The sequence below is a fragment of the Parasediminibacterium sp. HNIBRBA5674 genome (genome assembly GCF_056745525.1).
This window is the reverse complement of sequence record NZ_JBQWIE010000029.1, coordinates 20,562-38,120: the sequence shown is the minus strand read 5'-3', so window position 1 is coordinate 38,120 and position 17,559 is coordinate 20,562. Positions and strand designations below refer to the sequence as shown.

General features: G+C 35.6%; 19 protein-coding genes. 14 read left to right on the top strand and 5 right to left on the bottom strand.

Features of this window, described 5'->3' with window-relative positions; translation table 11 throughout:
* Positions 1-44: 44 nt before the first annotated feature.
* Both ACT9TX_RS13995 and ACT9TX_RS13990 read left to right on the top strand, forming a co-directional pair.
* A complete protein-coding gene (locus ACT9TX_RS13995) occupies positions 45-1,751 on the top strand; it encodes a S8 family peptidase (RefSeq protein ID WP_481339135.1) in 1,707 nt (568 codons plus the stop codon).
* Entirely contained in the window at positions 1,751-2,260 is a 510-nt protein-coding gene (locus tag ACT9TX_RS13990; RefSeq protein ID WP_481339133.1) for a DinB family protein, read from the top strand. The genes ACT9TX_RS13995 and ACT9TX_RS13990 overlap by 1 nt, the downstream gene beginning before the upstream one ends.
* Positions 2,261-2,369: 109 nt before the next feature.
* On the opposite strand, the gene ACT9TX_RS13985 is transcribed toward ACT9TX_RS13990, so the two are convergent.
* Entirely contained in the window at positions 2,370-3,227 is an 858-nt protein-coding gene (locus tag ACT9TX_RS13985; protein ID WP_379012291.1) for a sigma-70 family RNA polymerase sigma factor, read from the bottom strand.
* A gap of 322 nt (positions 3,228-3,549) precedes the next feature.
* Between ACT9TX_RS13985 and pyrR the strand changes: the two genes are divergently transcribed.
* The 4 genes from pyrR (at position 3,550) to ACT9TX_RS13965 (ending at position 6,091) form a co-directional block, all read left to right on the top strand.
* Entirely contained in the window at positions 3,550-4,059 is a 510-nt protein-coding gene (pyrR, locus tag ACT9TX_RS13980) for a bifunctional pyr operon transcriptional regulator/uracil phosphoribosyltransferase PyrR (protein WP_481339132.1), read from the top strand.
* Positions 4,060-4,163: 104 nt separating this feature from the next.
* Positions 4,164-5,090 carry an aspartate carbamoyltransferase catalytic subunit gene (locus ACT9TX_RS13975; protein WP_481339131.1) on the top strand — a complete coding sequence of 309 codons (927 nt, stop codon included), beginning with the start codon at positions 4,164-4,166 and terminating at the stop codon, positions 5,088-5,090.
* Positions 5,091-5,178: 88 nt separating this feature from the next.
* Positions 5,179-5,646: a pantetheine-phosphate adenylyltransferase gene (coaD, locus tag ACT9TX_RS13970; protein WP_481339129.1), complete on the top strand. Its 468-nt coding sequence runs from the start codon at positions 5,179-5,181 to the stop codon at positions 5,644-5,646.
* 10 nt (positions 5,647-5,656) lie between these two features.
* Positions 5,657-6,091, top strand: coding sequence for a hotdog fold thioesterase (locus tag ACT9TX_RS13965; protein ID WP_481339128.1), 435 nt, complete (start codon positions 5,657-5,659; stop codon positions 6,089-6,091).
* A gap of 2 nt (positions 6,092-6,093) precedes the next feature.
* On the opposite strand, the gene ACT9TX_RS13960 is transcribed toward ACT9TX_RS13965, so the two are convergent.
* A complete protein-coding gene (locus ACT9TX_RS13960; RefSeq protein WP_481339126.1) occupies positions 6,094-6,975 on the bottom strand; it encodes an SDR family oxidoreductase in 882 nt (293 codons plus the stop codon).
* Between the two features lie 118 nt (positions 6,976-7,093).
* On the opposite strand from ACT9TX_RS13960, the gene pfkA reads away from it, so the two are divergent.
* From pfkA to ACT9TX_RS13945, 3 genes are all read left to right on the top strand, one after another.
* On the top strand, positions 7,094-8,080 hold the full coding sequence (gene pfkA, locus ACT9TX_RS13955; protein WP_481339125.1) for a 6-phosphofructokinase: 987 nt from the start codon (positions 7,094-7,096) through the stop codon (positions 8,078-8,080).
* A 67-nt stretch (positions 8,081-8,147) separates the two neighbouring features.
* On the top strand, positions 8,148-9,632 hold the full coding sequence (gene pyk, locus ACT9TX_RS13950; protein ID WP_481339124.1) for a pyruvate kinase: 1,485 nt from the start codon (positions 8,148-8,150) through the stop codon (positions 9,630-9,632).
* Positions 9,633-9,781: 149 nt separating this feature from the next.
* Positions 9,782-11,101, top strand: a complete 1,320-nt coding sequence (locus ACT9TX_RS13945) for a 4Fe-4S dicluster domain-containing protein (protein WP_481339122.1) — start codon at positions 9,782-9,784, stop codon at positions 11,099-11,101.
* Between the two features lie 327 nt (positions 11,102-11,428).
* Here ACT9TX_RS13945 and aroQ read toward each other — a convergent pair whose 3' ends face one another.
* Together aroQ and ACT9TX_RS13935 are read right to left on the bottom strand one after the other, a co-directional pair.
* Entirely contained in the window at positions 11,429-11,845 is a 417-nt protein-coding gene (aroQ, locus tag ACT9TX_RS13940) for a type II 3-dehydroquinate dehydratase (protein ID WP_481339121.1), read from the bottom strand.
* Between the two features lie 150 nt (positions 11,846-11,995).
* Complete coding sequence (locus ACT9TX_RS13935; RefSeq protein ID WP_481339120.1) at positions 11,996-12,196, bottom strand: hypothetical protein; 201 nt, start codon at positions 12,194-12,196, stop codon at positions 11,996-11,998.
* Between the two features lie 136 nt (positions 12,197-12,332).
* Here ACT9TX_RS13935 and ACT9TX_RS13930 point away from each other — a divergent pair, with 136 nt between their 5' ends.
* The 5 genes from ACT9TX_RS13930 to ACT9TX_RS13910 all read left to right on the top strand — a co-directional run bounded on the left by ACT9TX_RS13930 (position 12,333) and on the right by ACT9TX_RS13910 (position 16,733).
* Positions 12,333-13,034 (top strand): C40 family peptidase, encoded by a 702-nt coding sequence (locus ACT9TX_RS13930; protein ID WP_481339119.1) that lies wholly within the window; start codon positions 12,333-12,335, stop codon positions 13,032-13,034.
* 75 nt (positions 13,035-13,109) lie between these two features.
* A complete protein-coding gene (locus ACT9TX_RS13925) occupies positions 13,110-13,460 on the top strand; it encodes a dihydroneopterin aldolase (protein ID WP_481339117.1) in 351 nt (116 codons plus the stop codon).
* Between the two features lie 11 nt (positions 13,461-13,471).
* A complete protein-coding gene (locus tag ACT9TX_RS13920; RefSeq protein ID WP_481339116.1) occupies positions 13,472-14,224 on the top strand; it encodes a hypothetical protein in 753 nt (250 codons plus the stop codon).
* Between the two features lie 13 nt (positions 14,225-14,237).
* On the top strand, positions 14,238-14,495 hold the full coding sequence (locus ACT9TX_RS13915) for an acyl-CoA-binding protein (RefSeq protein WP_481339114.1): 258 nt from the start codon (positions 14,238-14,240) through the stop codon (positions 14,493-14,495).
* A gap of 192 nt (positions 14,496-14,687) precedes the next feature.
* Entirely contained in the window at positions 14,688-16,733 is a 2,046-nt protein-coding gene (locus ACT9TX_RS13910; protein ID WP_481339113.1) for an ATP-binding protein, read from the top strand.
* Here ACT9TX_RS13910 and ACT9TX_RS13905 read toward each other — a convergent pair.
* On the bottom strand, positions 16,716-17,462 hold the full coding sequence (locus ACT9TX_RS13905; protein WP_481339112.1) for a LytR/AlgR family response regulator transcription factor: 747 nt from the start codon (positions 17,460-17,462) through the stop codon (positions 16,716-16,718). The genes ACT9TX_RS13910 and ACT9TX_RS13905 overlap by 18 nt on opposite strands.
* Positions 17,463-17,559: the final 97 nt, after the last annotated feature.

The following is a 17,559-nucleotide window of genomic DNA, read 5'->3' as shown; positions in this document are numbered from 1 at the left end:
TACAAACAGCCTTTTCAGCATATTTGCAGATACAACTATAAAACATGAGGTACTTATTATTAATTACAGTTGGTTTTGGGTTATCATTTGCATCTGCGCAAAGTAGTTTACGTCAGGTGAATAAGGACTCGCTGAAGACTTGGTATTTAAAGGATAAAGCAACAGATGGGGTTGCTGGTATCAGTTTGAATAGAGCATATCAATTACTTAAAAACAAAAAAAGCACACCAATAATTGTTGCGGTGATAGATTCAGGTGTTGATACCACACACGAAGATTTGAAATCTGTGCTTTGGCATAACCTAAAAGAAATTCCTAACAATGGTATTGATGACGATGGTAATGGTTATGTAGATGATTACTACGGTTGGAATTTTTTGGGCGGGAAAGATGGTAGAAACGTAGAGAAGGCTTCATCGGAAAAAGCCAGAGTTTATCATACTTATAAAGATTTGTATCAAGGTAAAGCTATTGATGAAAGTAAATTGTCAGCGGATGAAAAGTATCGTTACAAAACTTGGTTACAAGCTGCTGCAGAAATAGAGCCTTCACAGGAAAATGTAGCACAGTTGCCTATGATGCAAAGAGTGCGTAGTAGCTTAATTGCTATGGATTCTGTAATTAGAAAAGAGACGCAAAAGCAAGAATATACTGCTGAGGAACTTGAAAAATTATCATTGCATACAAGTGAAGCCAAAGTTGCAAAAACTAAGTTTTTGAACTTAATGAAAATGATAGGTTTAGGTAGTGAAGCTAAGAATACCATTGTTTTACAAATGATTAATGAGGAAGTAGGTAGGATGGAAGATGAAATGTCTGCAAAAGATAAAGTACCATCTGATGTTCGTGCTGAAATCATAAAAGATAATCCAGCCGACATTAACGACAAATTTTACGGTAACAAAGATGTAATGGGCGCAAGCAGTATGCATGGTACGCATGTTAGCGGTATTATTGGCGCAAGTCGTGGTAATGGTGTAGGTATGGATGGGATAGCTGATAATGTGAAAATTATGATGATTAGAGCCGTACCAGATGGCGATGAATATGATAAAGATATTGCATTGGCTATTCGTTATGCAGTAGATAATGGCGCAAAAGTGATTAACATGAGCTTTGGCAAAAGCTTTTCACCAGATAAAAAATGGGTAGATGAGGCTGTAAAATATGCTGCTGCTAAGGATGTATTAATTGTACACGCTGCAGGTAATGACTCTAAAAATATTGATAGCAACAATAATTTTCCTTCAACAACATTTTTAGATGGTACGGTTGCCAAAAATGTTATTACAGTAGGTGCTAGCAGCGATCCATCATTTGCCAATAGTTATACCTCATACTTTAGTAATTATGGCAAAAATGGTGTAGATGTATTTGCACCTGGTAGCCAAATTTATAGCACATTACCTGGTGGTAATAGCTACGGTTTTGAAGATGGTACAAGTATGGCAAGCCCGGTTGTCGCTGGCTTAGCAGGTTTAATACGTTCTTATTTTCCTAAATTAACTGCTGAGCAAGTTAAGCAAGCAATAGCTACAAGTGCAACTGGTTTGGGTACAGGTGTTACTACTTTAAAGCCTAACAAAGAGGGGGTAAAAGAAGAAGTGCCATTAAGCAGTCTTTGTAAAACTGGTGGGTTGTTAAATGCTTATGGTGCCGTAGAAGTGGCCGGTAAATTAAGTACACAAGCAGTGAAAAAATTAGATGATACTTTGCCAAAATCTTCTTTTAAAAATAAAATAGTTAACTGATGGCTCGTCCTCAAATTGGTGATTTTAGCGATTATGCGCAAGGTTATGTAAATGCTGCGCAGGGTAATTCAATTGAAGAATTGATTGCCAATCATTCGGCAGAATTTTTAAAATTCTTGAATACGATACCAGATACAAAAGCTGACTTTGCATATGCTGAAGGCAAATGGACGGTTAAGCAATTATTGCAACATATGATTGATACTGAACGCATTTTTGCTTTTAGAGCTTTAACTTTTGCAAGAAAAGATACGGTTGCTTTATCTGGCTTTGATGAGAATAGTTATGCAGAAGCAGCACCAGCAAGCCATAGAAGTTTGGCAGATTTAAAACTTGAATTTAGTTTGCTAAGACAATCGACGGATTTGTTTTTAAACTCATTAACTGCAGAAGGTTTACAACAAGAAGGTAAAGCGAGTAACAATCGAGTTACTGTAAATGCTTTAGCTTATATTTTATTTGGTCATAATGAGCATCACAAGAAAATTTTAATCGAACGCTATTTATAGAAAAGTTATGATATTAAAAAAGCCCCAAAACTTGGGGCTTTTTTAATATCTGCATGTGGTCAAAAATCATGGAATATCATTCACGATCATTATTAATCAGCGTTTAAAATTAACCTAAATAAGCTTTTAAAGCATTGCTATAACGTGCTTTTTGCAAACGTTTAATAGCACGTTCTTTAATTTGACGAATACGTTCTTTTGTTAAATCGTATTTCACACCAATCTGTTCAATGGTTACACCATTTTCACCGTCTAAGCCAAAATAAGCATTCACAATTTCGGCTTCTCTTGGGCTGAGGCTTTTCAGTACACGGCGAATTTCTTCACGTAATGAGTCTTTCATTACATCGTCGTCAGTATCGTCGCTACCTTCTAATAAATCACCCATTGCTACGTCTTCTGCTTCGTGTACAGGCGCATCTAAAGAAGTATGACGCGTGTTACTTTGAAAAATGTTGTTAATCTCTGTTTCACTCATTTCCAAAATATCACTCAATTCTTCAGTACTTGGCTCACGTTCGTGCTCTTGTTCAAAAGCCATATACGCTTTATTAGCCTTGTTGTAAGTACCAATTTTGTTTTGCGGTAAACGCACTAATCTACCTTGTTCAGCTAAAGCTTGTAAAATAGATTGACGAATCCACCAAACGGCATAAGAGATAAATTTAAAACCTTTGGTTTCATCAAAACGTTGTGCCGCTTTAATTAAACCTAAATTACCCTCATTAATTAAATCACTTAAAGAAAGGCCTTGGTGTTGATATTGTTTGGCAACAGATACCACGAAACGCAGATTGGCCTGCACTAATTTGTCGAGAGCTCTCTGATTACCCATTTTGATTTTCTGAGCCAGCGTCGTTTCCTCTTCGGGAGTGATCATCGGAATTTTAGAAATTTCCTGCAGATACTTTTCTACGGCCTGTGAATCTCTGTTGGTAATCTGGGTTGCAATTTTGAGCTGCCTCATAGTCTATGTAAATTATACTTAAAGTAACGATAAATAGATGCCTTTTGTTATGGCAATGTTGCAAAATAATTCACAAATCTATTTACCCAATATTTTATAAAGTTGGCAAAGGTACGATTGTACGACCGAATTCATGCATTTTGCGTAATAAAGAAACATAAATGTTGAAAAAAAGATGCATCCTGTACAAACAATTTCTCCACTTTTTTACAAATGCCTCTCAATTATTGCCAAAGTTTAAACGTAATTAGTTTTCGAGACAATTATTGCTATTGGTAAATACATGAAACGCATATTTTTACCGAAACTTTCTTGTGTTTAAATGAAAACAATATTAACGCAGCAACAAGTAGCACTAACAGTAAAAAGATTGGCGCAGCAAGTATTTGAAAATCATATGCAATTAGATAATACAGTGCTGATTGGTTTGCAGCCGAGAGGTATTTATGTGAGTGACAGAATTGTAGATGAAATGAAAGGATTAATAGCTAATGATAAAATTAACTATGGCAAGTTAGATATTACTTTTTATAGAGACGATGTGCGCATGCAAATTCACAAAGCCAACAAAACAGACATAAATTTTAGTATTGAAGGTAAAAATGTAGTGCTGATAGATGATGTTTTGTGGACGGGCAGAACTATTCGTGCAGCGATGGATGCCTTGCTAGATTTTGGTAGGCCAAGTAAGGTAGAATTATGTGTGTTGATCGATAGACGTTTTAGTCGTGAATATCCCATTCAACCAGATTATGTAGGTCGCTCCATAGATACCTTCGCCAACCAAAAAGTACTGGTAAACTTTGAAGAAGGTGTGCAGTTGATGGGTTAGAATCTGGTTTCTAGTTGCCAGTTGCTGGTGACTTGACACGAACAAACAGAAACTAGTAATCTGCAACTTGTAACTATCTTTTTTTACACTAATTTCGCTTTTTAATGAAACTTTCTACCAAGCACCTTTTAGGTATTAAAAACCTCACTAAAGAGGATATAGAAATCATTCTTTCTACTGCTTCTAATTTTAAAGACGTTTTACAAAGGCCCGTAAAAAAAGTACCATCTCTTCGTGATGTAACGATTGTAAACTTATTCTACGAAAACTCTACACGTACACGTATGAGTTTCGAATTGGCGGAAAAACGTTTAAGTGCAGATACTTTAAACTTTGCAGCAAGTAGTTCTTCTGCTGCCAAAGGCGAAACGCTCTTAGATACTGTAAACAATATTTTGAGCATGAAGGTAGATATGGTGGTAATGCGCCATAGTGCTAGTGGTGCGCCGCATTTTTTGGCAAAACATATACCCGCAGCTATTGTAAATGCTGGTGATGGCATTAATGAGCATCCTACACAAGCCTTACTGGATGCCTTTTCTATGCAAGAAAAATTTGGCAGTTTGCAAGGACTAAAAGTAGCCATTATTGGTGATATTATGCACAGTAGGGTAGCATTGAGTAATATTTATTTACTGAAAAAAATGGGTGCTGAAATTGTAGTGGCTGGCCCACCAACTTTGATACCTAAATACATCAGTGAAGCACTAAACGTACGTGTTGAATACAACGTAAAAAATGCGCTTCAATGGTGCGACGTTGCCAATGTATTACGTATTCAATTGGAGCGTCAAAATCAGCCATTATTTTCATCTCTACGTGAGTATAATTTGGCTTATGGTGTTAGTCAAAAATTGTTAGATAGTTTAGGTAAGCAAATTACCATCATGCACCCTGGGCCAATTAATAGAGGCGTGGAATTAGATAGTGATGTGGCCGATGGTAACAACTCAATTATTCTAAATCAGGTAGAAAATGGTGTGGCTGTGAGAATGTCTGTATTGTATTTGTTGTCTAATAATGGTAACTAAACCAATTTTTGATTTTTGATTTATAATTGATGATAGCTTGTTTCATCCGTTTAGAGAATCTCAAATCAGCAATCACAAATTATAAATCATGAGAATTTGCTTGTTCCCTGGTACGTTCGATCCTGTTACACTTGGCCATATTGACATTATTAACAGAGCCTTACCATTATTTGATAAAATTGTGGTAGGTGTGGGTACTAATGCTGCCAAAAATCCTATGTTTTCGGCAGAACAAAGAATGGCTTGGTTTAATGAAATATACAAAGATGACAAGCGAGTAGAAAGTGTGGCATACGAAGGTTTAACAATTGATTATTGTAAGAAAATTGGAGCTAAATTTATATTGAGAGGTATTCGTTTTGTAAGTGATTTTGAATACGAAAAATCAATTGCAGATGCCAATAGAACAATGGATAGCAATATAGAAACGGTGTTTTTAACTGGTGAGCCAAAATATACCTCTGTAGCTTCTACAATTGTAAGAGATATTATCAAGAATGGTGGTGATGCATCGCCTTTTTTACCACAAGCTGTCATCAATTTTTTAAAGCACTAAACTAGTTTTCTTGGGCAAAAGTATTTGGCATAATCAGGCTGTAACACTCGCAGATATTGCACACTTGGGTAAAAATACTTTAGGTGAACATCTAAGTATGCAATTTTCTGAAATTGGGTCAAATTATCTTAAAGCAACAATGCCTGTCGATAAACGTACGCATCAGCCTTATGGCTTATTGCATGGTGGCGCAAGTGTTGCTTTGGCAGAAACACTTGGTAGCGTTGCATCTGCGTTGGTAATTAATCACGAAACCATGATGTGTGTGGGCTTAGAAATTAATGCCAATCACTTGCGTGGTGTTAAAGAAGGTATTGTAACTGCTACCGCTACACCATTACATCTTGGTGGTAGTACACATGTTTGGGATATTAAAATTCACGATGAAAAAGAACATCTAATATGCGTTAGTAGGTTGACTGTTGCTATTTTAAAACGTCGTTAATACTACAAGAAACTCAGTCTAATACCTTCTTCAAAACTTACTGGTTGATAATTCAATTCTCTGATAGCCTTATCTATTTTCAATCCTGATTTTTTTGCTCTTTTCACAGGTTCTACAAAGGTTTCAGAAGTAACAGGTGTAATTAACGATGCATCCAGTTGTAGCGTGTTTGCAAGTGCTACAGCCATTTGGTAAGGGGTTAAAATATCTCTGCCAGCCAAATGAAAATCACCAACTACTTGTTTTTCTATCATCGTAGTTAGACCATTGCAAATGTCATTTACAAAAGTTGGTGTACGTTGTTGATCATTTACTACGCTTATTTTTTGTCCATTTGTTAAACTATTTTTTACCCAATGTAAAAAAGTTCCTTTCATATTGATCAATTGTTTGCCATAAATAAAAACTGGCCGCATGATGGCATATTTTAAGCTACTATTTATAACTATTTCTTCTGCCATTAATTTGCTTTTACCATAAAAATTTAGTGGCGCTTTTTCTGCATCTTCACTGTGAGGGCCATTTTCACCAAACACAAAATCTGTAGAAATATAAATAAAATAGCTATTTGTTTTTTCAGCTGCTTCAACAAGATATTCTGTTGCTGTTACATTTTGTAAGATGCAAGCTTCATTATTATTGTGACACTCATCTGGCTTACTCATCGCTGCATTATGTACAATTACATCGGGTTTATATTGTTGAATGGCACTTTCAATTTCACTCTTTTTAGTCACATCAACCGCTTGAAATTGTATATTCTCTTGATGCTCAATTTTGTTACTACTTCTACTTGTAGCAATTACGTCAAACCCTTTGCTAGTAAGGTTTATGCATAAATGCTGCCCAATAAAACCATTACTTCCTGTTATTAATATTTTCATTTTACAAGATTACTTTATCATTATAACATCCGTACACGTTTGCGATTAAATTGCAAATCCGTACTTTTGTGACTTGGTGTTTTAAACATTGATAATTTTTCCCCTATTTTAATCAGAGATGAGCAAGCACAAAGTAACAAGAATTGGCGTTTTAACTTCAGGTGGCGACTCGCCTGGAATGAACGCTGCTATTAGAGCAGTAGTAAGAACAGGTATTTATCATGGTTTAGATGTATTTGGTATTAGACGTGGCTATAGCGGCATGATTGATAACGATATTTTTCCGATGGATAGTAAAAGTGTTGCCAACATTATACAACGTGGCGGTACTATTTTAAAAACAGCACGTAGCGCTGAATTTAGAACACCAGAGGGCAGAGCAATTGCGTACAAAAATTTAAAGCGTTTCGGTATTGATGGCTTGGTAATTATTGGTGGTGATGGTAGCTTTAAAGGTGCACAAACATTTAGTAATGAATACGATATCCCTTGTATTGGCTTGCCAGGTACTATCGATAAAGATATAGCAGGTAGCGATGTAACAATTGGTTTTGATACGGCTGTAAATACAGCAGTTGAAGCGATTGATAAAATTCGTGACACAATGGATGCGCATGACCGTTTGTTTATTGTAGAGGTAATGGGCCGTGATGCTGGTTATATTGCTTTACATAGCGGTATTGCTACTGGTGCAGAAAATATCGTAATTCCTGAGACTAAAACTGACATTGAGGAATTAATTGCTAATCTTACGGAAAAAGAAAAACGTAAGAAACTGGTAAACCTAATTGTTGTAGCCGAAGGCGGACAATTTGGCGACGCAAATGAACTTGCAAAAATTGTAAAAGAGCGTGTACCAAAGGCCGATGTGCGTGTTTGTATTTTAGGTCATATTCAACGTGGTGGTTCGCCTAGTTGTGAAGATAGATTAATAGCTAGCCACATGGGTTATTATGCGGTTGAAAGCCTGCTTATTGGTAGAAATAACGTAATGGTAGGTGTTATAAATAATAAAATACATTATACACCACTTGACCACGCTGTTAAACAAAAGCAAACTATTGGTCAAGAATGGATGAAAATTGTTAAAATATTAGCCAGCTAAGTATTAGTTGGCCCTTCGCATTATTAATATTTTAAGTAGTTTTATAAAGCATTTCAAAATTAATTTTATGAGTAAAAAAACTGACAAAGCGATTGTTTCTACGCCTGCATCTACAGAAAAGCATACTTTGCACAAAACTAAAATCGTAGCAACGGTAGGTCCAGCATGCGATTCTTATGACCAATTATTAGAACTAGTTAGAGCTGGTGTAAATATTTTTCGATTGAACTTTTCTCATGGTTCTCATGAAGATAAAGCACAAATTATTACACATATTCGTACCATTAACGATACGCTTGGTTATAATATCTCTATTTTAGCAGATTTACAAGGCCCTAAACTGCGTGTAGGTGAAATTGAGAACAATGCATTACCACTAGCTGTTGGTGATATTTTAACTTTTACCAACGAAAAATGCGTAGGTACAAAAGAGAAAATTTATGTGTCTTATCCAAATCTTGCAGGTGATGTAAAGTTGGGTAATATCATTATGATAGATGATGGTAAAATTGAAGTGAAAGTTGTAGATATTACTAAAGAAAATGACGTAAAAGTACAGGTAACTTTAGGTGGTGTTTTATCATCTAAAAAAGGTTTAAACTTACCTGATACAAAAATTTCATTACCAGCATTAACTGATAAAGACCTTGTTGACCTAGAGTTTATTATTGAACAAAAATGTGATTGGGTTGCTTTAAGTTTTGTAAGAAGTGTAAAAGACTTAGTGATTTTGCGTAGCAAACTAGACGAGAAGAAAAGCAAAACAAAAATCATTGCTAAAATAGAAAAACCAGAAGCGTTATTAAATATACGTGACATCATCTTGGAAAGTGATGGTATCATGGTGGCTCGTGGCGACTTGGGTGTTGAATTAGCAGTTGAAAGAATTCCATTAATTCAAAAAGAGTTGATACGTAAATGTATTCACCGTGGTAAGCCAGTAATTGTGGCTACGCAAATGATGGAAAGCATGATTGATCGTGTAAAGCCAAACAGAAGTGAAATTACCGACGTTGCTAATGCAGTACTTGAAGGTGCCGATGCGGTAATGCTAAGTGGTGAAACTGCTGCTGGTCAGCATCCTGCTTTAGTGGTACAAACCATGCGTAAAATTATCTCAGAAGTTGAAAACAAAGAATATCGTTATAACCGTGAAGATGATTTAAAACCTCAACCGCATTCACCATCTTTCCATAGCGATGCTATTTGTTACAATGCTTGTAAGTTGGCTGCTGATGTTAAAGCAAACGCATTAATTGGTATGACACAAAGTGGTTACACTGCTTTCTTCTTAAGTAGCTACCGCCCTGCAGCACCTTTGTTTATTTTTACCAAAGAAAAAAGCTTAGTAAACCAATTGAGCTTAAGTTGGGGTGTTCAGGCATTCTACTACGATCAAGAGCGTAGTGTAGATGACATCATCAACGATCAGATAGCCATTTTAAAAGAAAAGGGTTATATATCATCTGGTGATATAGTTGTGAATACAGGTAGTACACCAGTACATTTACATTTACCTACTAACATGATTAAGATTACAAGTGTTGAGTAATTGATTCTGAATAGATACTTTAAAATCCCTGCAACCATTATGTGGCAGGGATTTTTTGTTTTAGTAAATACAAGTAAAATTCAGCTTAAGTGTACTAGATAATTCAACTTATTCTGCAAACAACTAACTTAGCCGCATAACTTTTGGGTATGCATATTATTCAACAAATTGCTTTTATAGCGCTTGCTGCAGTTTCTATCTATTTTTTCTCAAAAAAAGCTGGCGAATTACGTAGAAATATTTTTTTAGGTAAGGATGAAGACTTTAGCGACAGCAAAAACTTACGTTGGAAAAATGTGGTATTGCTCGCCTTAGGGCAAAAAAAGATGTTTAAAAATCCGCTTGTTGCGGTAATGCATCTGATAATCTATGCAGGGTTTATCATCATCAATGCGGAAGTTTTAGAAATAGTGCTAGATGGTATTTTAGGAACGCATCGTTTATTTGCGCCAGTACTTGGTGGCTTATATGGTTTGTTAATCAATTTCTTTGAGTTTTTAGCGGTTGGTGTTACATTGGTTTGTGTGGTGTTTTTATGTCGTAGAAATGTTATTAAACTCAAACGTTTTATCAGTAAAGATTTAAACGGCTGGCCACGTAGCGATGCTAATTATATCTTAATTACAGAAATTGTGTTAATGAGTTTATTCCTTACCATGAATGCTTGCGATGGCTTGTTGCAATCAAGGGGTTATGGTCATTATGCTGAACATGCTACAGGTCAATTTTTCTTCTCATCATTATTGCAACCAATTTTCAGTGGCTTTAGCGATGGCACTTTGGTAGGTATTGAACGTACCTGTTGGTGGTTACATATTGCTGGCATTTTTGCCTTCTTAAACTACTTGCCTTATTCTAAGCATTTACATATTGTATTGGCTTTTCCTAATGCCTATTATGCTAAGCTTTTGCCGCAAGGTAAAATGCACAATATGCAAAGTGTACAAAACGAGGTATTGTATGCCATGCAACCAGAACTAGCACCTGTTGGTGCAGAGCCGCCAGCGCATTTTGGTGCTAAAGATGTATTTGAACTAAGTTGGAAAAGCTTGATGGACGCTTATAGCTGTACAGAATGTGGCCGTTGTAGTGCAGAATGTCCTGCAAACATGACGGGCAAATTACTAAGCCCTCGTGCCATTATGATGAAAACGAGAGATAGGCTAGAAGAGGTGGGCAAAAATATCAATGCTAATAAGTCTTTTGTGGCTGATGGTAAAACCTTATTACACGATTATATTTCTGTAGAAGAATTACGTGCTTGTACTACTTGCAATGCATGTGTAGAAGCTTGTCCTGTAAGTATTTCACCATTAGACATTATTGTAGAATTGCGCCGCAGTTTAATTATGGAAGAAAGTAATGCACCGCAAGAATGGAACGGCACATTTAGCAATATCGAAAACAATTTTGCGCCTTGGAAATTTAGCCCAGACGAAAGAGATAAATGGGCGGAAGAACTTGTTTAATTGTTAATTCTGCAAGTATTAGTTCAAAGTGATTTTATGGTAAGACTACTTCGATTTGGTATATTCTTTTTGTTGGTAGGTCTTATTTTCAAGGCTACCTCAATTGCTTTATCGCAAACAAATAAACCATTTGAAAAATTAGGATCTTTAATCGGTGCAATGTTGATGCTTTACTTATCTACATTTATTGTAAAAAAGTATTTCAGACAGTATTAATTCTAATGCATTTTAAAACCAATGTTTTTTGCCACATTGTCGATTAAAAGAGATGATGATACACGTATTGTGAGTAAATCAATCATAGTATATCATCAAACTCATGATTAATCAGCGGTTAAACCAATGCACAGCCAACTCATAGCCTTTTAAGCCCAAACCAATAATAGAGCCCTTACTTTTTGCTGATACATGTGATATTTTCCTAAAATCCTCTCTTGCATGTACATTACTTATATGTACCTCAATTACTGGTGTTGTAATGGCAGCAATACAATCGCCTATAGCTACCGATGTATGGGTATATCCGCCTGGATTCATGATAATACCATCGTAACTAAAGCCAACCCTTTGCAGTTCATTTATCAGTTCGCCTTCAACATTGCTTTGATAATACGTAAAATCTATGTCAGCAAAGCGCTGTTGCAGTTCAACAAAAAAGGCTTCAAAAGTTTGCGAGCCATACACACTTGGTTCTCTAGTGCCAAGCAAGTTCAGGTTAGGTCCATTAATAATGGCTATTTTCATGTTGCTAAAGTATTAAAATACGCTTACGTACCGTTCTTTTTTTCTTTTGGTTGCCAGCAGTAGTACTACTATTTGGCGTCTGTTGTGTCACACACTTGTAAGCTCTGTAAAATATTCAGCTTTTACCAAAGCGAGTAGTAAGACGATGAATTATTTATTGTACAAACCTATACCTATTAAAATACAAAAAATCCCCATCGAGATATTGATAACTCTTGCGTAGTTATCACCAAGTAAATTCTTTAACCCATCATATCTAAAAGACATCCAAATAGCATTTCCTTGGTTCAAGATGCCCATTACTACTGTAAATACACCAAAACTTAAGAAAAATATAGCATCAAAATTCATAATAATACTAGTTGTATTAAGTAAAATTCTACGTAAATATATTAGAAATCAATAAAATTCACCCAAATCCACGTTTAGACATAAAAATATTTCCAAAGAAGTTTGGTGTATGTGATAATGCGTTTTACATTGCCGCATGACAGTAGATGTAAAATACTTGCTCGTTATTATTTCAGGCGTTGTGGCATTAAGTAGTTGTAGCTCGTTACGTAAAATGAATAGTAAAGACGCATCAACAAGCAAGCCTGTGGTAAAAAAAAATCCCCCACACAAAATCACGTTTTTAGACAATATTGAAGTGCGTCCGGGGCAAATGATTACCTCGCAACACAAAACAAGTGGCCTCAGCAATAGCCCTGTTGTATATACAGAAAGTAAACTCAAAGCCACATCTAGCAATATAGAAAAAGCCGATTGGTTACAGTTAAAATACGCAATTATTATGGATGCTGCGGTAGAAACCGTAAATAACTTAGAGCTTTTAAGAAAAATAGACGAATGGTGGGGCACTAAATATTGTATGGGCGGAAGTACCAAAAATTGTATCGATTGCTCAGCTTTTACAAGTGTTATTATGCGTGAAGTGTATGGTATTACACTGCCTCGCACCGCACAAGAACAGTACGACCAAAGTGAACATATTGCTTTAGAAGACCTGAAAGAAGGCGATTTGGTATTTTTTCATACAAGTGGTCGTGCTATATCACATGTAGGTGTGTACATAGCTAATAATAAATTTTTACAAGCAAGTACTAGTGGCGGCGTTACCATTACCGACCTTAACGATAAATATTGGCAACCAAGGTTTAGAGGTGCAGGCAGAGTGAGAAAGTATTAGAGCTTTTGATTACAAGTTGCTAGTTACTAGATATTCTAGCTTTCAAATTCCAAATCACAAATTTCAAATTAAAGCGTGTTATCCATCCATTTAAATAATGTTATCCTATTTGCTTATCATGGCTTGTATAAGCATGAGCAAATAAACGGTAACAACTTTGAGGTAAATATTACTGTGAATTATCGCCCAACGCAATTGGTAAACGATATAGAACAAACTATTAACTACGTAGAAGTATTTAATTTGCTAAACAATAGAATGCAAATAGCCACGCCTTTGCTAGAAACATTGGTAATGGATATTGCTGCGCAAATTTTGGCACAATTTCAGCTAGCCGAAGAAGTGTTTATTTCAATTAAAAAATTACAACCACCTATTGCTGATTTTAATGGCAGTGTTGGTGTTAGTTATTCCTTAAAAAAATGAGAATTACCCGTATGAAACAAATCTTGTTAGCCTTTTTATTAGCTTATAGTGGTGGTCTTTTTGCGCAAGACAATACCGTATTATTTAAAGAAGCTGAAAACCTAGAGCGCAGTTTTAAAGAACCTGAAGCATTAGAAAAATACAAACAAATATTGGCCAATGATGCAGCGAGTATAAAAGCATTGGTAAAAGCGACAGAACTCAGTTGCAGCATAGGTGGCAGACAAGAGAACAAAAACGACAAGCGATTAAGTTTTGAAAGTGCATTAGCATTTGCACAACGTGCTATAAAAGCAGATGCCAATAGTGCCGAAGCAAACTATGCCCTAGCTATGGCAAGTGGTAAAATGACTGAGGTAGAAACAGAAAATAAGAAAATAGTGGCTTATGTAAAAGATACCAAAGCATTTGCAGATAAAGCAATTGCCATTAATCCCAACTTTGGTAAAGCTTATTTTGTATTAGGTAGGTGGCATTACGAAATGGTGAACTTATCGGGCATTAAAAAGGCTGCTGTTAAGTTGTTTTACGGTGGCTTACCAGAAGCTAGTTTAGATAATGCGATTATGTACATGGAAAAATGTAAAACGCTAGAGCCTTACTACATGGTTAACTATTTTTACTTAAACAAAGCTTATAAAGACAACGATAAGCCTGCCAAGCAAATAGAAGTGTTAAGCAAAATGGTAAAGTTGCCAAACCGCACATTTGACGATGCTGCCATGAAAGAAGATGCACAAAAACAATTACAACAATTACAATAAAAATACCATTACTATGAGTTTAGTAGATCAATTTACAGAAGCTGTAGCAACAAGTAAAACCCTTAGCGAAAAGCCAGATAACAATACTTTATTAATGCTTTATTCGCTATACAAGCAAGCCACAGAAGGTGATAACAGTGAAGAATACAGCGGTGGCACTTTTGACTTTGTAGCTAAATTTAAGCATGAAGCTTGGGCAAAATTAAAAGGTACTACTAAAGATGCTGCCATGCAGCAGTATATAGATGTTGTAGCAAAGTTGAAGGGATAAGTCTATCAAAATAGATAAAAATAAATTTAAGCCATCTGTTTGCAGGTGGCTTTTTTTATTGAGTAGATACCATGTCTAGTGTGTATGAGAAGAATTAGACAGATTTTTTTTAGAAATGAAAACTCTACTATTTTTATGGTCTTTAATAATGGTACTGAGCTTACCTAAATCCTAATAATTGCTTAATTTTTTATGAGAGTCATTTATTTTCTGCTTGTTTTATCTTGTTTAATTTCCTGTAAGCAAACTACTATTAGCAAAGAAGCATTTAATCAGCATTTATTTGGTGAGGCCAACTATTTGAATCCTGCTATTGACTTAATGGCTAAACGAGAATTTGACAATAGTATTCATTTAATAGACTCGTTGTATTATAGAAAAAAAGATAAGTCTTTCTTTTCGCCTTTGCAGTACTATGATAAAAAGAAAATACTTTATCAAAATAAAGGTGATGAAGATGGTTTTTTATTGTATACCGATTCTGCTATTAGTTTTATTGAAAAACATTCATTAGAAAAAACTGCTTCTGAATATTACAGTGGTTTATTATTAAGCAAGTCAGCTATTCTGTTTAATAAACATCAACCTGATTTAGCAAATGCATTGTTTTTTAAAGTACAGCAATTTAGTAGAAAGAATAACAATTTGCCTTCACAGTATGCCATTGCTGATCAATTAGCATACATAGCTTATCAGCAAAAGAATTTTCAGCAAGCTTTACAAAGCTTTAAAGAATCTTGGCACTTGCAAACGATTATACAGCCCTATACAGACTATTATGTTACTGCACGTAATATTAATAACGTGGCTTTATGTTTTGCTAAATTAGGGCAAACAGATTCTGCCTTAGTGTATTATGGGTATGCACTTAATGTATTGGAAAAACATAAGTATCATATTAGTGCAAGGGAAACTGGAGCGGGTAGCTTGGCTTCAGCAAACAAATCTAAAGGGGTAGTATTTGGTAATATGGCGCAGCTTCTGCACAAAAAAGGGCTTATAGATTCTGCTATTTTGCTTAGTAAACAAAGCATTGATATTAATACTAAGGGCTGCTGCGAACAAAGAGATGCACAATTAGTACAAATGCGGTTGATAGATATGTATGCAGATAAGAAAAGGTACGACAGTATGTTTATAGAGCTACAGGATTTGCGCAAAGCGCTAGATACCATGCCTAGTATTCAGCCTGAACTGAACTATCACAGGCAGATGGCTAAGTATTATGAAGTGGCTAATGCACCACAAAAAGCCTATCCATATTTCAAACGGTATGTAGCAATGAACGACTCTCTGAATGCTTTAGAGAAGAAAGATGCAGAAAGCAATATCGTTAAAGATTTACAATTAAAAAAGCAAGAGGCAGACCTTGGTTTGCTAAAGAAAAATAACCAGTTAAGCACTTTGTATTTGTACATCACCATTGGTTTAATTGCTGCCTCTTTTATTATTATTGGCTTGGTATATGTCAACTTTAAGAAATCACGAAAAACCAATGCCGCACTTTTGTTGCTTAACCAGCAAGTAAGTGAACAAAAGGCCGAACTAGAACAAGCCAATAAAGACAAAGACCGCATTTTACGTGTGGTAGCACACGACTTACGCAACCCCATTAGTGGCATAGCCGCATTGAGTAAAACCGTGATTGATTCGGGCTTAGAAGATGCGAAGCAAGAAAAGTATTTACAGTTAATTGAAAAAACAGCCAATAGTTCATTGGGATTAATCAACCAATTATTACAAGCAAATTCTTTGGCGCCAGCTACTAATTTTCAAGAGGTTAATCTTAATCAACTATTGCAACATACAGTAACACTTACGCAGCATCAAGCGCAAGCTAAGCAGCAATCAATAACACTACAACTGACCGATAGTAATATCATTTTGCCTTTGGTATACGACAACTTTGAACGTGTAATGGTGAATTTAATTACCAATGCCATCAAGTTTAGCCCTACAAGTTCAACTGTTTCAGTGACTTTGCAACATGATGAACAGTTTGCTACCATTACAGTTGCCGATACAGGTATTGGTATTCCTGCACAACATATTAATGAGGTATTTACAGCTTTACCAAGTATTAAGCGCACAGGTACAGCAGGCGAAAAAAGCTTTGGCCTTGGTTTATCTATTTGCAAGCAAATAGTGGAAGCGCACCATGGAAAAATATGGGTATATAGTGTAGAAGGCGAGGGGACCAATTTTTACATTCAATTGCCACTAGCTAGTAATGTGTAAGGCTTTTTTCAAGTCTTTAACATAGCCTTCAGTAGCTTCAAATGTTTTTTGTGTGGTGGTAATAATACTATCTTTTAGGCTGTCTACATAGTCTATATTCACTAGCTCAGCCCTATTTATTTGCACAAATTTGTGCTTAAGATTATTAGGAATAATATCTTCTTGCGTTTTCTTCAATGTACTATTGAGCAAATAGGTATTGGTGTTTTTTTGCACTAAAATCTTGGTATATTTTTTTTCCGATTCTAGTGCCACCACATCTGCCCAAGTTATTTTTTTATAAGTATTGCCGTGCTTTACAAAAAAGAAATCAGTAGCATTGGTAGTATTAATGGTGCTTGTTGCTTGGTTTTGAAAGTTTTGTAACGCATTGTTAATGGCCACAAATAGCGACGTATTGTTTACAGGCTTAAGTAAGTAGGCCGAAGGCTTGGCTTCTATGGCTTCATTGGCTGTGTGCATATCGGTACTGCCTGTAATAAAAATAAAGGGTTTGTTGTAGGTGTGGTGTATCATTTTACCCAAAGTAATACCTACATTTTTACCATCCATATTAATGTCTAGCAAGGCCATATCAAATTCGGTAGTACCAATATTGGCTAAAGTATCTGTAGCGGTGGTAAATACAGCTGCCACGCTAAAGCCTAAACTTTCAAGGCTTACTTCTAATTGGGTAGCCCAAATCTGTTCATCTTCAATAATGATAATTTTAATAGGGGTAGGTTGCATACGGTTGTTTCTATCTTAGGCACTGCAAAATAGTGGTAAGCCATTAATTTTTAAAATTTCGTTACCTAAAATACCCGTTTCGTTACCGTCTTTTAGG

Excerpts from the sequence above, each read along its gene's own strand:
- ACT9TX_RS13960 (WP_481339126.1), bottom strand. The coding sequence starts at position 6,975 with ATGAAAATATTAATAACAGGAAGTAATGGTTTTATTGGGCAGCATTTA.
- ACT9TX_RS13990 (WP_481339133.1), top strand. The coding sequence starts at position 1,751 with ATGGCTCGTCCTCAAATTGGTGATTTTAGCGATTATGCGCAAGGTTAT.
- ACT9TX_RS13930 (WP_481339119.1), top strand. The coding sequence starts at position 12,333 with ATGACAGTAGATGTAAAATACTTGCTCGTTATTATTTCAGGCGTTGTG.
- ACT9TX_RS13985 (WP_379012291.1), bottom strand. The coding sequence starts at position 3,227 with ATGAGGCAGCTCAAAATTGCAACCCAGATTACCAACAGAGATTCACAG.
- ACT9TX_RS13915 (WP_481339114.1), top strand. The coding sequence starts at position 14,238 with ATGAGTTTAGTAGATCAATTTACAGAAGCTGTAGCAACAAGTAAAACC.
- ACT9TX_RS13905 (WP_481339112.1), bottom strand. The coding sequence starts at position 17,462 with ATGCAACCTACCCCTATTAAAATTATCATTATTGAAGATGAACAGATT.
- ACT9TX_RS13945 (WP_481339122.1), top strand. The coding sequence starts at position 9,782 with ATGCATATTATTCAACAAATTGCTTTTATAGCGCTTGCTGCAGTTTCT.
- pfkA (WP_481339125.1), top strand. The coding sequence starts at position 7,094 with ATGAGCAAGCACAAAGTAACAAGAATTGGCGTTTTAACTTCAGGTGGC.
- ACT9TX_RS13920 (WP_481339116.1), top strand. The coding sequence starts at position 13,472 with ATGAAACAAATCTTGTTAGCCTTTTTATTAGCTTATAGTGGTGGTCTT.
- ACT9TX_RS13995 (WP_481339135.1), top strand. The coding sequence starts at position 45 with ATGAGGTACTTATTATTAATTACAGTTGGTTTTGGGTTATCATTTGCA.
- ACT9TX_RS13910 (WP_481339113.1), top strand. The coding sequence starts at position 14,688 with ATGAGAGTCATTTATTTTCTGCTTGTTTTATCTTGTTTAATTTCCTGT.
- ACT9TX_RS13975 (WP_481339131.1), top strand. The coding sequence starts at position 4,164 with ATGAAACTTTCTACCAAGCACCTTTTAGGTATTAAAAACCTCACTAAA.
- coaD (WP_481339129.1), top strand. The coding sequence starts at position 5,179 with ATGAGAATTTGCTTGTTCCCTGGTACGTTCGATCCTGTTACACTTGGC.
- ACT9TX_RS13935 (WP_481339120.1), bottom strand. The coding sequence starts at position 12,196 with ATGAATTTTGATGCTATATTTTTCTTAAGTTTTGGTGTATTTACAGTA.
- pyk (WP_481339124.1), top strand. The coding sequence starts at position 8,148 with ATGAGTAAAAAAACTGACAAAGCGATTGTTTCTACGCCTGCATCTACA.
- pyrR (WP_481339132.1), top strand. The coding sequence starts at position 3,550 with ATGAAAACAATATTAACGCAGCAACAAGTAGCACTAACAGTAAAAAGA.
- aroQ (WP_481339121.1), bottom strand. The coding sequence starts at position 11,845 with ATGAAAATAGCCATTATTAATGGACCTAACCTGAACTTGCTTGGCACT.